This is a genomic window from Variovorax sp. Soil_C_26, assembly GCF_057657075.1.
In genome coordinates, this window is the sequence record NZ_JBDGJC010000014.1 from 64,583 (window position 1) to 77,810 (window position 13,228).

At 69.1% G+C, this 13,228-nt stretch carries 13 protein-coding genes; 7 read left to right on the forward strand and 6 right to left on the reverse strand.

What is annotated here, in order from left to right:
* Positions 1-2: 2 nt before the first annotated feature.
* The 3 genes from kdpA to AC3A6G_RS25450 are packed head-to-tail and all read right to left on the reverse strand — an operon-like array spanning position 3 to position 1,952.
* Entirely contained in the window at positions 3-1,727 is a 1,725-nt protein-coding gene (gene kdpA / locus AC3A6G_RS25440; protein ID WP_487874858.1) for a potassium-transporting ATPase subunit KdpA, read from the reverse strand.
* A gap of 1 nt (position 1,728) precedes the next feature.
* A complete protein-coding gene (kdpF, locus tag AC3A6G_RS25445) occupies positions 1,729-1,827 on the reverse strand; it encodes a K(+)-transporting ATPase subunit F (RefSeq protein ID WP_487861026.1) in 99 nt (32 codons plus the stop codon).
* Positions 1,824-1,952, reverse strand: coding sequence for a hypothetical protein (locus AC3A6G_RS25450; protein ID WP_487861025.1), 129 nt, complete (start codon positions 1,950-1,952; stop codon positions 1,824-1,826). The genes kdpF and AC3A6G_RS25450 overlap by 4 nt, the downstream gene beginning before the upstream one ends.
* A 282-nt stretch (positions 1,953-2,234) precedes the next feature.
* Between AC3A6G_RS25450 and AC3A6G_RS25455 the strand changes: the two genes are divergently transcribed.
* From AC3A6G_RS25455 to AC3A6G_RS25475, 5 genes are read left to right on the forward strand one after another with little or no spacing between them, the layout of a single operon-like run.
* Complete coding sequence (locus AC3A6G_RS25455; RefSeq protein WP_487874859.1) at positions 2,235-3,341, forward strand: efflux RND transporter periplasmic adaptor subunit; 1,107 nt, start codon at positions 2,235-2,237, stop codon at positions 3,339-3,341.
* Entirely contained in the window at positions 3,338-6,418 is a 3,081-nt protein-coding gene (locus AC3A6G_RS25460; RefSeq protein ID WP_487874860.1) for a MexW/MexI family multidrug efflux RND transporter permease subunit, read from the forward strand. The genes AC3A6G_RS25455 and AC3A6G_RS25460 overlap by 4 nt, the downstream gene beginning before the upstream one ends.
* Positions 6,415-7,860, forward strand: coding sequence for an efflux transporter outer membrane subunit (locus AC3A6G_RS25465; protein WP_487874861.1), 1,446 nt, complete (start codon positions 6,415-6,417; stop codon positions 7,858-7,860). The genes AC3A6G_RS25460 and AC3A6G_RS25465 overlap by 4 nt, the downstream gene beginning before the upstream one ends.
* Before the next feature lie 49 nt (positions 7,861-7,909).
* Positions 7,910-8,584 carry a helix-turn-helix transcriptional regulator gene (locus tag AC3A6G_RS25470; RefSeq protein WP_487874862.1) on the forward strand — a complete coding sequence of 225 codons (675 nt, stop codon included), beginning with the start codon at positions 7,910-7,912 and terminating at the stop codon, positions 8,582-8,584.
* 47 nt (positions 8,585-8,631) lie between these two features.
* A complete protein-coding gene (locus AC3A6G_RS25475) occupies positions 8,632-9,213 on the forward strand; it encodes a superoxide dismutase (protein ID WP_487861020.1) in 582 nt (193 codons plus the stop codon).
* Between the two features lie 28 nt (positions 9,214-9,241).
* Here AC3A6G_RS25475 and AC3A6G_RS25480 read toward each other — a convergent pair whose 3' ends face one another.
* Positions 9,242-9,622 carry a VOC family protein gene (locus AC3A6G_RS25480; protein WP_487874863.1) on the reverse strand — a complete coding sequence of 127 codons (381 nt, stop codon included), beginning with the start codon at positions 9,620-9,622 and terminating at the stop codon, positions 9,242-9,244.
* A gap of 184 nt (positions 9,623-9,806) precedes the next feature.
* Here AC3A6G_RS25480 and AC3A6G_RS25485 point away from each other — a divergent pair, with 184 nt between their 5' ends.
* Positions 9,807-10,796 (forward strand): Bug family tripartite tricarboxylate transporter substrate binding protein, encoded by a 990-nt coding sequence (locus AC3A6G_RS25485; RefSeq protein WP_487874864.1) that lies wholly within the window; start codon positions 9,807-9,809, stop codon positions 10,794-10,796.
* A 64-nt stretch (positions 10,797-10,860) separates the two neighbouring features.
* Positions 10,861-11,919, forward strand: coding sequence for an MBL fold metallo-hydrolase (locus AC3A6G_RS25490; protein ID WP_487874865.1), 1,059 nt, complete (start codon positions 10,861-10,863; stop codon positions 11,917-11,919).
* An 86-nt stretch (positions 11,920-12,005) separates the two neighbouring features.
* Here AC3A6G_RS25490 and AC3A6G_RS25495 read toward each other — a convergent pair whose 3' ends face one another.
* Both AC3A6G_RS25495 and AC3A6G_RS25500 read right to left on the reverse strand, forming a co-directional pair.
* Positions 12,006-12,263, reverse strand: a complete 258-nt coding sequence (locus AC3A6G_RS25495; RefSeq protein WP_487861016.1) for a hypothetical protein — start codon at positions 12,261-12,263, stop codon at positions 12,006-12,008.
* A 10-nt stretch (positions 12,264-12,273) separates the two neighbouring features.
* Positions 12,274-13,062, reverse strand: a complete 789-nt coding sequence (locus AC3A6G_RS25500; protein ID WP_487874866.1) for an SDR family NAD(P)-dependent oxidoreductase — start codon at positions 13,060-13,062, stop codon at positions 12,274-12,276.
* Between the last annotated feature and the right edge of the window lie 166 nt (positions 13,063-13,228).

Sequence of the window (13,228 nt, forward strand, 5' to 3'; positions counted from 1 at the left end):
CCTCACTTCCATAGCATGAGGTGCTCGACCACTGGCCCGAGGGCCAGCGCCGGCACGTAGTTGAGCAGGCCCACCATCAGCACGGCGCCGATCAGCAGGAAGACGAACAGCGGCCCGTGCGTGGGCAGCGTGCCGGCCGTCGCGGGCAGGCGCTTGCGGGCCGCGAGCGAACCCGCGATGGCCAGCACCGGCACGATTACCCCGAAGCGCCCGAACCACATCGCCAGGCCGAGCAGCGCGTTGTAGAACGGCGTGTTGGCCGAGAGCCCCGCGAACGCGCTGCCGTTGTTGTTGGCGGCCGAGCTCAGCGCATAGAGCACTTCGGAGAAACCGTGCGCGCCCGGGTTGGCGATGCCGGCCCGGCCCGCGCCCGCCAGCACCGCCACCGCGGTGCCCGAGAGCACCAGCACCGGCGTCACGAGGATGGCGATGGCGATCAGCTTCATCTCGCGCACCTCGATCTTCTTGCCGATGTACTCGGGCGTGCGGCCGATCATCAGCCCCGCGATGAACACCGCGAGCATGGCGAACACCAGCATGCCGTAGAGGCCGCTACCGACGCCGCCGAACACCACCTCGCCGAGCTGCATCAGCACCATCGGCACCATGCCGCCGAGCGGCGTGAACGCGTCGTGCATGGCAATCACCGCACCGCACGACGCGGCCGTGGTGACGGCCGCGAACAGCGCCGAGGCATCGATGCCGAAGCGCACCTCCTTGCCTTCCATGTTGCCGCCCGCCTGCAGCGCGCTCGCCGCCTGGTCGATGCCCAGCGGGCCGAAGAGCGGATTGCCGGCCTGCTCGGCATGCACCACGGCCACCACCGCGACCACGAACATCGCCGTCATCGCCGCGAGCACCGCCCAGCCCTGGCGGATGTCGCCCACCACGCGGCCGAACGCGAAGCACAGCCCCGCGGGGATCAGGAAGATCGCGACCATCTGCAGCAGGTTCGAGAACGCGGTCGGGTTCTCGAACGGGTGCGCCGAGTTGGCATTGAAGAAGCCGCCGCCGTTGGTGCCGAGCAGCTTGATCGCCTCCTGCGAGGCCACCGGTCCCATCGCGAGCACCTGCGGGCCGGCCGCGGCCTCGAGCGGCTGCACCGTGCGCGCGGCGTCGAAGTTCTGCACCACGCCCTGCCCCGCGAAGGCGAGCGCCAGCACGAACGACAGCGGCAGCAGCACCCACAGCGTGATGCGCACGAGGTCGGCCCAGAAGTTGCCCACCAGCCCCGCACCTTTTCCGTCACCGCGTCGCGCGAAGCCGCGGACCAGCGCGAAGGCCACCGCGATGCCGGTGGCGGCCGAGAAGAAGTTCTGCACCGCAAGGCCGAGCATCTGCGTGAGATGGCTCATCGCGACCTCGCCGGCGTAGCCCTGCCAGTTGGTGTTGGTGACGAAGCTCACCGCGGTGTTGAAGGCCGAGTCGGGCGACACCGCGCCCAGGCCCGCCGGGTTGAGCGGCAGCACGCCCTGCAGCCGCTGCAGCGCGTACAGCACCACGGCGCCGACCGCATTGAAGGCGAGCAGCGCGAGCGCATAGCCGCGCCAGCCCGTCGACTGCCCGGGCACGGTGCCCGCGAGCCGGTAGAACGGCGCCTCGATGCGTTCGGCCCAGCGCGGCATGCGCTCGCTGCACAGCGCCGCGAGCAACCGGCCCACGGGCCAGGCCAGTGCCAGCAGCGCGGCCAGAAAGAGGGCCAGCAGGCCCCAGGCGGAAGCGGTCATTTCAGAATTCCTCGGCGCAGATCAGCGCGAACACGAGGTACGCGAACAGCACCACGGCCACCAGCGCGCCGAAGCCGTAGAGCGCTTCGAGGGCGATCACGGCGTGCCTCCTTCGGCGGCGGCCGACGCCGCCTTCGGTGCTGCGTCGAGCCGGTCGAGGCCGCGCACCATGGCCGCCAGCGCGGCCCAGAGCGCCAGCAGGGCGCCCATCCAGACGATGTCCATTCGATTGCTCCTGGAGCGAAAAACAAGGAGCCCAGTCTCGGCAGCGCTGCGTAAAAACGGGGAACAAAGCCCGGGCGGCCGCATAAAGAAAACATAAAGACGCGCCGCCCGCCGCCACCGCCCCTGTCACAAGACGGCGCGCTCGTGCGTCTTTGCGATGCCGGCCACCGCTGCGATGCGGATGGGCCCGGCCGCAGCGGGGTCATTGCGCCGTCGGTCTCGACAGCGCGAACGGCCGCGCCTAATAATCCAAGCATCTACTTTGATAAATAAGAATCGATCATGAACACAAGATCAAGGGCCTGGCTCGGCGCCGGCCTCGCGGTGGTGGTGGTGGGCGCCGCCATCTGGGCGCTGGCGACGAAGCCGGGGCCGGCGCATGCCGAGGGCGGCGGCGGCATGCCGCCGGTGAAGGTGGCGGTCGCCGAGGCGCGCCAGTCGGAGATGGCGCGCCATCTCGGCGGCATCGGCACGCTCGAGGCGCACCGCCAGGTCGAGGTGCCGGCCGAGGTGGAGGGTCGGGTCGCGAAGATCCTCTTCACGCCGGGCGCCCCCGTGCGCGCCGGCCAGCTGCTGGTGCAGCTCAACGACGCGCCCGAACAGGGCGACCTCGAACACCTTGCGGCCCAGCGCGCCAATGCCCGGGCGCTGCTCGAGCGCACGCGCCGCCTGCTGCCGCAGCAGGCCGCCACGCAGGAGCAGCTCGAACAGGCGCAGGCCGCGTTCGACCAGGCCAACGGCGAGTTGCGCCGGGTGCAGGCGCTGGTCGAGCAGAAGCGCATCAAGGCGCCGTTCGACGGCGTGCTCGGCATCCGGCGCGTCAACCTGGGCCAGTTCGTGCGGGCCGGCGATGCGCTGGTGTCGCTCACCGACGCCCGCACGCTGCTCGCGAACGTCACGCTGCCCGAGACGGCGCTGCCGGCACTGAAGCGCAACCAGGCGGTGTCGCTCGCGGTCGACGCGCATCCGGGCCGCACCTTCGAAGGCAGGCTCAGCGCCATCGAGCCGCAGATCGGCAGCGACACGCGCACCGTGCGGCTGCAGGCCACGCTCGACAACGCGGACGGCGCGCTCGCGCCCGGCATGTACGTCAACGCCAAGGTGGCGCTGCCCGCGCGCACCGATGCGATCACGGTGCCCGAGACCGCCATCACCTACAGCACGCACGGCGACTCGGTGTTCGTCGTGCGCCCGGCCGACAAGGGCGGCTTCACCGCGCAGCAGGTGTTCGTGAAGACCGGCGACCGGCAGGACGGCCGCGTCGTGGTCGAGCAGGGCCTGAAGGCCGGCGAGCAGGTCGTCACCTCGGGCCAGCTGCGGCTCTACACCGGCGCCGCGGTGGCGCCCGCCGGGCAGGACACGCTCGCCCTCGCGGAGCGCCGGCCATGAAGTTCACCGACCTGTTCGTGCGCCGGCCCGTGCTGGCGCTGGTGGTGAGCACGCTGATCCTGCTGCTCGGCGCCCGCGCGATCGGCGACCTGCCGGTGCGCCAGTACCCGCTGACCGAGAGCACCACGCTCACCATCACCACGCAATACCCCGGCGCCTCGCCCGAGCTGATGCAGGGCTTCGTCACGCAGCCGATCGCGCAGGCGGTGGCGACCATCGAGAACGTCGACTATCTCTCGTCGTCGTCCACCTTGGGCCGCAGCGTGGTCAGCGTGCGCATGAAGCTCAATGCCGATGCCAACCAGGCGCTCACGCAGGCCATGGCACAGGTGAGCCAGGTCAAGTACCGGCTGCCGCCCGAGGCCTTCGACCCGGTGATCCTCAAGTCGTCGGGCGAGGCCACCGCGGTGGCGTACGTGGGCTTTTCGAGCAAGACCATGCCGATCCCGGCACTGACCGACTACCTCTCGCGCGTGGTGCAGCCGCAGTTCGCGTCGATCCCGGGCGTATCGGGCGTGGAGGTGTCGGGCGGCCAGACGCTCGCGATGCGCGTGTGGCTCGACCCCCAACGCATGGCCGCGCGCGGCATCTCGGCCGGCGAGCTGGCCGACGCGCTGCGGCAGAACAACGTGCAGGCTGCGCCCGGCCAGGTGAAGGGGCTCTACGTGGTGTCGAACATCCGCGTGAACACCGACGTGGCGAACGTGGCCGAGTTCCGCGACATGGTGGTCAAGCGCGAGGGCGACGCCCTGGTGCGGCTGGGCGACGTGGCCACGGTGGAGCTCGGCGCGGCCAGCGCCGACAGCAGCGCCACCATGGACGGCGACCGCGCCATCTACCTCGGCCTGCAGGCGGCGCCCAACGGCAACCCGCTGGTCATCGTGAAGCGCATCCGCGAACTGCTGCCCGAGATCGAACGCAACATGCCGCCGGGCGTGGAGGTGCAGCTGCCCTTCGAGCTCGCGCGCTTCATCGAGGCCTCGATCGACGAGGTGCAGAAGACGCTGCTCGAGGCGATCGCCATCGTGGTGCTGGTGATCTTTCTTTGCCTGGGGTCGCTGCGCGCGGTGCTGATCCCGGTGGTGACGATCCCGCTGTCGATGCTCGGCGCCGCGGCGCTGATGCTGCTGTTCGGCTTCAGCATCAACCTGCTCACGCTGCTGGCGATGGTGCTGGCCATCGGCCTGGTGGTGGACGACGCGATCGTGGTGGTCGAGAACGTGCATCGCCACATCGAAGCGGGCAAGTCGCGCGTGCAGGCCGCACTGATCGGTGCGCGCGAGGTGGCCGGCCCCGTCATCGCGATGACGCTCACGCTGGCTGCCGTGTATGCGCCGATCGGGTTGATGGGCGGGCTCACGGGTTCGCTCTTCAAGGAGTTCGCCTTCACGCTCGCGGGCGCGGTGGTGGTGTCGGGCGTGATCGCGCTCACGCTGTCGCCGGTGATGAGCTCGTTCCTGCTGCCGCAGGATGCCGCGGCGGGCCGCATGGCGCGCCGGGCCGAGGCCTTCTTCCACCGGCTCGCCAGCGGCTACGGGCGGCTGCTCGGCGTGTCGCTGCGCCACCGATGGGTGACCGGCGTGTTCGCAGTGGCGGTGCTTGCGAGCTTGCCGTTCCTGTACAACGCCGCGCAGCGCGAGCTCGCGCCGGGCGAGGACCAGGCCATGGTGCTCACCGCGATCAAGTCGCCGCAGCACGCCAACATCGACTACGTCGAGAAGTTCGGCCAGAAATGGGACGAGGTCTTTGCGGCGCTGCCCGAGAACACCGGCCGCTGGCTCATCAACGGATCGGACGGCGTGGCCAACAGCATCGGCGGCGTGCAGCTGTCGGACTGGAAGGACCGCACGCGCAGCGCCGACGAGATCCAGCACGAGGTACAGCGCACCATGGGCGATGTCGAAGGCAGCAACATCTTCGCGTTTCAGCTGCCGTCGCTGCCGGGCTCGACCGGCGGGCTGCCGGTGCAGATGGTGATCAAGAGCGCAGGCGACCACCGCACGGTGTTCGAGGCGATGGAGTCGCTCAAGGCCGCCGCGCGCGACAGCGGCAAGTTCGCCGTGGTCGACAGCGACCTGGAGTTCAACAACCCCGTGACCGAGGTGCGCGTGGACCGCGCCAAGGCCAACAGCATGGGCGTGACCATGAAGGCCATCGGCGACACGCTCGCGGTGCTGGTGGGCGAGAACTACGTCAACCGCTTCGGCATGGACGGCCGCTCGTACGACGTGATTCCGCAGTCGCCGCGCGCGCAGCGGCTCACGGCCGAGGCGCTGGCCGGCTACTTCGTGAAGAGCGCGAGCGGCGAGCCCGTGCCGCTCGCCAACCTGGTGCAGCTCTCGACCAGCGTGGGGCCCAACACGCTCACGCAGTTCAACCAGCTCAATGCCGCGACCTTCCAGGCCATTCCGATGCCGGGTGTGAGCATGGGCGACGCGGTGGCCTTTCTGGCCGACGAGGCGAAGAAGCTGCCCGCCGGCTTCAGCCACGACTGGCAGTCGGATGCGCGCCAGTTCACGCAGGAAGGCTCGGCGCTGGTGCTGGCCTTCGTGTTCGCGATCATCGTGATCTACCTCGTGCTGGCGGCGCAGTACGAGAGCCTGCGCGATCCGCTGATCATCCTGGTGAGCGTGCCGATGTCGATTTGCGGCGCGCTGGTGCCGCTGGCGATGGGCTTTGCCACCATCAACATCTACACGCAGATCGGGCTGGTGACGCTGATCGGCCTCATCAGCAAGCACGGCATCCTGATGGTGGAGTTCGCCAACGAGATCCAGGCGCACAAGAACCTCGACCGCCGCCTGGCGATCGAGGAGGCCGCGAGCATCCGGCTGCGGCCCATTCTGATGACCACCGCCGCGATGGTGATGGGCCTGGTGCCGCTGCTGTTCGCGAGCGGCGCGGGCGCCAACAGCCGCTTCAGCATCGGCCTGGTGATCGTGGTCGGCATGCTGGTGGGCACGCTGTTCACGCTGTTCGTGCTGCCCACCATGTACACGCTGCTGGCGCGCGACCACCGCACGGTGGGCCGCTCGCAGCGGGCCGCCGAACTCGACGCACTGGTTGCGGGAGCATGACCATGAACCGTTCTCTTCTTCCTGCGGCACTGCTGCTGCTGCCGCTGCTGCTCGCGGGCTGCGCCGTCGGCCCGCGCTACACCGCGCCGGCCAAGCCGCCCGTCGCCATCGCCGCCCCTGAACGCGCGCTGTTCGCGAGCGACGCCGTGCAGCGCGACTGGTGGCGCCAGTTCGACGATCCGCAGCTCGATGCATTGATCGAGCGCGCGCTGGCGGCCAACCACGACATCCGCATCGCCGAGGCGCGGCTGCGCGAAGCGCGCGCCCTGCAGGCCGAGGCCGGGCTCGACCGCCTGCCCGCGGTGACGCTCGGCGCCAGCCACACGCGCAGCATCGCGCAGGGCAACGGCCTGCCTCCTGAAGCACGCACGCTGGCCCAGAGCAGCCGTGCCGGCTTCGATGCCGCATGGGAGATCGACCTGTTCGGCCGCCTGCAGCGGCTCGACGAAGCCGCCACCGCGCGTGCGGAGGCTTCGGCCGCCGACCTCGAGCAGGTGCGCATCGTGGCCGTGGCCGAGCTGGCGCGCAACTACTACGAGATGCGCGGCGCCGAGCAGCGCCTGGCTGTGGCACGCCGCACGCTCGACAGCCTGCAGCGCAGCCTGCGCGTGACCGAGGCGCAGGTGCAGACCGACCGCGGGCTCGAAGGCGATCTGGCGAGCGCGCAGGCCAACCTGGCCGCCACCGAAAGCGAGCTGCCCGTCTTCGAGACCACGCGCCGCCAGGCCGCCCACCGCGTCGCCGTGTTGGCGGGCCTGCAGCCTTCCGAGCTCGCGCCGATGCTGCTGCAGCCGCAGCCGCTGCGCGTGCTCGACAAGCGCCTGCCCATCGGCGATGTGGGCGACCTGCTGCGGCGCCGGCCCGACGTGCTGCGCGCCGAGCGCGCCCTGGCCGCAGGCACGGCCGACGTCGGCGCCGCCACGGCCGAGCTGTACCCGCGCATCGACATCGGCGGTTTTCTCGGGTTCGTCGCGCTGCGCGGCTCGGACCTCGGCAGCTCGGCGAGCCGCGCCTTCAGCGTGACGCCGGGCCTGAGCTGGCCCGCGCTGCGGCTCGGCTCGGCCAGGGCCCGCCTGCGCGGCGCCGAGGCGCGTGCCGAAGGCGAGCGCGCGCAGTACGAGCAGACCGTGCTGCGCGCCATCGAGGACGTGGAAAGCGCGCTCGCCGGCTACGGCCAGAACCAGCAGCGCCTGCAGTCGCTGGTGCAGGCCGCCGCCCGCAGCGGCCGTGCCGCCGAGCTGGCCGAGGTGCGCTACCGCGAAGGCGCCGCCCCCTACCTGAGCGTGCTCGACGCGCAGCGCACCTGGCTGCGCGCGCAGGACGCCGTGGCCCAGGCCGAAGCCGCCTCGTTCACCAGCCTGGTCGCGCTCTACAAGGCGCTGGGCGGCGGGTGGCAAGCACCTGCGCAGGCGAGGGGCGAAGCCGGCGCACGACAATCATGAGTTGCCGCTGCCGACAATAGGCCCCACCGCATTGCCCGAGACCCCGCCCATGCCCGCTCCCGCCGCCGACGCCAAGCCCGCCTGGACGCCGCACCAGCCGGCCGACCGCATCCTCTCCACGCTCAAGCGGCGCGGCGCGCTCGGCATTCCCGACATCGCCAAGGTGCTCGACGTCACGGTCGAGGCGGTGCGCCAGCAGATGGCCAAGCTGCAGGCCGAGGGCCTGGTCGACGCCGAGAGCCGCCCGGCGGGCCGCGGCCGGCCGACGCAGATCTGGCGGCTCACGGGCGCGGGCCATGCACGCTTTCCCGACACGCATGCCGAGATGACCGTGCAGATGATCAGCGCCGTCGTCAGCGTGTTCGGCGAGAAGGGCATGGACCAGCTGATCGGTGCGCGCGAGAACGCCATGCGCGCCACCTACACCGAGGCCATGCGGGGCGCGCGCAGCCTGCAGACGCGGCTCGAGCGGCTGGCCGAGATCCGCACTCGCGAGGGCTACATGGCAGAGTTTCGCCCCGAGGACGACGGCGGCTTTCTCTTCATCGAGAACCACTGCCCGATCTGCACCGCGGCGCGCGCCTGCACCGGCTTCTGCCGCAGCGAACTGCAGCTCTTCGACGAAGTGCTCGGGCCCGACGTGAGCGTGAGCCGCGTCGAGCATGTGCTGGCGGGCGCGCGGCGCTGCGCCTACCGCGTGACGCCGAACAAGCCGCTCGCTTGAGCAGCGAAGCGTTCTTTCTTTTTTTCAACAACCCAGAAGGACCCACCATGGAACACACCCTCCCGCCCCTGCCCTACGCCCTCGACGCGCTGGCGCCCGAGTACTCGAAGGAAACCCTCGAATATCACTACGGCAAGCACCACAACGCCTATGTGGTGAACCTCAACAACCTGCAGAAGGGCACCGAGTTCGAGTCGATGCCGCTCGAGGAGATCGTCAAGAAGTCGAGCGGCGGCATCTACAACAATGCCGCGCAGATCTGGAACCACACCTTCTTCTGGAACTGCATGAAGCCCCAGGGCGGCGGCACGCCCACGGGCGCGCTGGCCAAGGCGATCGACGCCAAGTGGGGCAGCTACGACGCGTTCAAGGAAGCCTTCGTCAAGTCGGCCGTGGGCAATTTCGGCTCGGGCTGGACCTGGCTGGTGAAGAAGGGCGACGGCTCGCTCGACATCGTGAACATGGGCGCCGCAGGCACGCCGCTGACCACGGGCGACACGCCGGTGCTCACGGTCGACGTCTGGGAGCACGCCTACTACATCGACTACCGCAACCTGCGCCCGAAGTTCGTCGAGACCTTCCTGGCGAAGCTGGTCAACTGGGACTTCGCGGCCAAGAACTTCGGCTGAAGCGCCGGGTTCGGCCCGGCGCGCATCCTCACATGTTGATGAGGTTCAGGATGTTGCCGTCCGGGTCCTTGAACCACGCGACCTTCATGTCGCCCATGACGTGGAGGTCGCCCTCGAGGCGCGTGTCGGGCATGTCTGTGTAGTGCTCGAACTTGACGCCCTTGGCCTTGAGCGCGGCCACGAGGCTTTCGATGTTGTTGCCGACGCCCCAGGTCACGGCCGTGGCCTGGTTGGTGCCGGCGAAGGCCGAGCGGTACACGTTGATGCGCGTGCCGCCGCTGCGGTAGACGATCACCTCGTCGCCCTCGGCGTCGACCTGCGCGAGGCCCAATGTGTCTTCGTAGAAGCGGCGGGCCGTGGCGAGGTCTTTCACCGCCAGGTTGGCCGTCGCGTCGATGTTTCCGAGCATGCGCTTCTCCTGTTGAGCCCGGCGCGACGCCGATCTGGCGCTGCGGCGGGCGAGCCAAAAATACTCAACCATACGGTGAAGTATTTGCGCTTCGAGCGGCGATGTCAATCCGGCGGAAAATACCCACGCCAGCCGTGCATCGGCTGCATTCCCCGATCCTCCAGACAGAGACAACCAACATTCCATGATCCGCAGAAACTTCGGCACGCTGGCGCTTTCGCTGGCACTCCCCCTGGCCTTTGCCACCATCGCACCCGCTCAGGCGCAGACCGCGCCCTATCCCGCCAAGTCGGTGCGCATGATCGTGCCGTTCCCGCCCGGCGGCGGCACCGACATTCTTTCGCGCCTGGTGGCGCAGAAGCTCACCGAAGCCAAGGGCTGGACCGTGGTGCCCGACAACCGCGGCGGCGCCGGCGGCACCATCGGCATTGCCGAGGCCGCGCGCGCCGCGCCCACCGGCTACGACATCGTGATGGGCCAGAAGGACAACATGGTCGTCGCGCCCTGGCTCTACAAGAACCTGAGCTACAACTCCGTGAACGACTTTGCGGCCGTGGCCCACGTCGCCTACACGCCCGTGGTGATCGTCACGCGCGCCGACTCCAAGTTCAAGTCGCTCGCCGACGTGGTGACCGCTGCGCGCGCCGCGCCCGACACCGTGACCTATGGATCGCCCGGCAACGGCACCACCATCCACCTGGCCGGCGAGATCTTCAACGGCGCCGCCAAGATCAAGATGCGCCACGTGCCCTACAAGGGATCGAACCCCGCCATGATGGACGTGCTCGCGGGCAACGTCGACCTGATGGTGTCGTCGGTGCCTTCGGCGCTCGGCCAGATCAAGGCCGGCAAGCTTCGCCCGCTGGCCGTGACCAGCGCCAAGCGCAGCAGCTCGCTGCCCGACACGCCCACCGTCGCCGAGCTCGGCTACAAGGGCTTCGACGTGAGCACCTGGTACGGCATCTTCGTGCCCGCCAAGACGCCCAAGGACGTGATCGCCACGTTGAATACGGAAGTCAACAAGCTGCTCGCCACGCCCGAAATGAAGGCCGCCATCATCGCCCAGGGCGCCGAGCCGCAGAGCATGACGCCCGAGCAGTTCGGCACCCTGCTGAAGACCGACTACACGCAGTGGGAAGGCATCGTCAAAGCCTCGGGCGCGACCCTCGAATAAGCGCGCGCCGTCGCAGAATGGTGTCTCCACCACAGGCCGCACCGCCGGCACGGAGACACCACCGATGGCATCACAGAAAGCGAAGGCCACCCGCCAGCTGACCATCACCACCGCCCTCGCGGCGGCGGTGGTGGCCCTGGTGCAGGGTTGCGCGCAGATCCCCACCCGCCCCCCAGACCACGCGGCCCTTGGCCCGTCGAAGGAATCCGTGGACTCGCATGTGGCCGCCGCGACGCGCGCCGCGGGCACCGACCTCACCGCACTGCTGACCCTGTGCAAGCCCGCCCCCGCCGCACGGCCGCCGCAGGACGCGCTCGACAAGAGCCTGGCCGGCTTCATCGCCCGGCCCGCACCGCCGCCGGGCAAGGCTTTCGACAACCTCTACTTCGTGGGCGCCGACTGGGTCAGCGCCTGGGCCATCAAGACCTCGCAGGGCATCATCCTCATCGATGCGCTCAACACCCAGGCCGAGGCCGCCACGCTCATCGAGGGCGGCATGCGCAAGCTGGGCCTCGACCCCGCGCAGATCAAGTACGTGATCGTCACGCACGGCCACGGCGACCACTACGGCGGCGCCAGCTACCTGGCCAGGAAGTACCGCGCGCGCGTGGTGATGAGCGACGCCGACTGGACCATGACCGAGACCCGGCTCGAGTTTGCGACCCCGCTCTGGGGCGCGCCGCCCAAGCGCGACATCTCCGTGAAAGACGGCGACCGCATCCGCCTGGGCGACACCAGCGTGACGCTGTACCTCACACCAGGCCACACGCGCGGCACCCTGTCGCCCGTGTTCGACGTGACAGCCGCCAACGGCCAGAAGCACCGCGCCATGCTGTGGGGCGGCACCGGCTTCAACTTCGGAAACGACATTCCGCGGCTCGACGCCTACATCGGCGCCACGCAGCGCATGGGCGGCATCGTGCAGAGCCAGCGCGTCGACGTGCTGCTGTCGAACCATTCGAACATCGACGGCTCGCAAGACAAGCTGGCCGCGCTGCGGCAACAGCAGACCGCGCAGGCGCCCAACCCCTTCGTTCTAGGCACCCCCACAGTCGAGCGCGCCCTCGCCGTGATGGGCGCATGCGCCCAAGCCCAACGCGACCGCTTCGCCATGCAGTCCTAAGCACCGCCCTTTGAGTCTTTCTCCTTCCCCCTCCGGGGGAAGGCAGGGCTGGGGGCAAGCAGCGCCACCACCGCCAGCGCCCTCATTCAATCCGGCACAAACTTCCGATTAAAAATCTCCACATCCGCTTCCAACTCAAAGCTGGCCACCTGCCCCATCTTCCCGTCCTTCAACCGATAAGCAGCGAACAGGCTGTGGCGCCCCTTGAACCCGAACTCGTTCATCACGATCAACGCGTACGGGTAAGGCACGAACACCTGGTGCGCGAAGACGATGCGGTGAATATTGCGCGGCGAGGGAAAGAGCTTGTACTCGCCGGTATCGATGCCTTGTGCGGTGGCCATGGTGTGACGATCAATCCGTGTCGCGCACGTCGGCCACCGGCTTGCTGCCGAAGTCCGCACGCGCCAGGTACTTGAGCACCTTCGCCGCCGCCGAGGCCGGGCTGTCGAGCAGGCCTTCGCTCTTGAGCTTTTCGAATCGGCTGCGGTCCGGAAACTTTTCGGCCGACGTGCCGCGCAACTGCACCTGCATGTCGGTGTCGATCACGCCCGGCGCCAGCGACACGATGCGCGCGCCATTGTTGGAAGCATTGGCTGCTTCTTCGAGCGCCACCGCGCGCGAGTAGTGGTCCATGCCCGCCTTCGCCGCGCAGTACGGCGCCTGGCTGCCCATTGCGTTGCGGCCCAGGCCCGACGAGATGTTGAGCACCTTGCGCGCCCCGCGCCATTCGCGCGTGCCGCCGAGGAACGCGGCCGTCAGCAGCATCGGCGCTTCGAGCCCGATGCGCAGCGCCTGCGCCAGATCGGCATCGTCCGAAGCCGACAGCGGCGCCGGGTTGCCGACCGTGCCCGCGTTGTTGATGAGCGTGGCCGTGTCGAAGCGCTGCGGGTCTTGCGCCGCGAGCCATTCGCGCACGCGGGCGGCGGCGGCGATGGGGTCGGAGAGGTCTTGCTCCCATTGGATGAGCTCGACGTTGTTGTTGCTGTTGTTGTTCTTCTTGGCGTGGTCGGCGAGTTCGGGGCTCTGGCGGCGGGAGATGCCGAGGAGGACGTGGTTGCCGGGTTGTTCGAGCAGTTGTTCGGCCATGGCGCGGCCGAGGCCGCGGGAGGCGCCGGTGATGAGGTGGAGGTGGGTGGGCATGGGGTGGCGATGAAAATCGAGTAGGGCCCGTGAACCGAGCAATGAAAGAGCAAGCCGCTTGGACGAGCTTACGAATAATAAAGCCCCGCGTGTTGATTTCCATCCAGAAGTGACCCACTAAGCCCGGCGATTTCCACCTAAATCTGACCCACGTAAGAACCCTAAC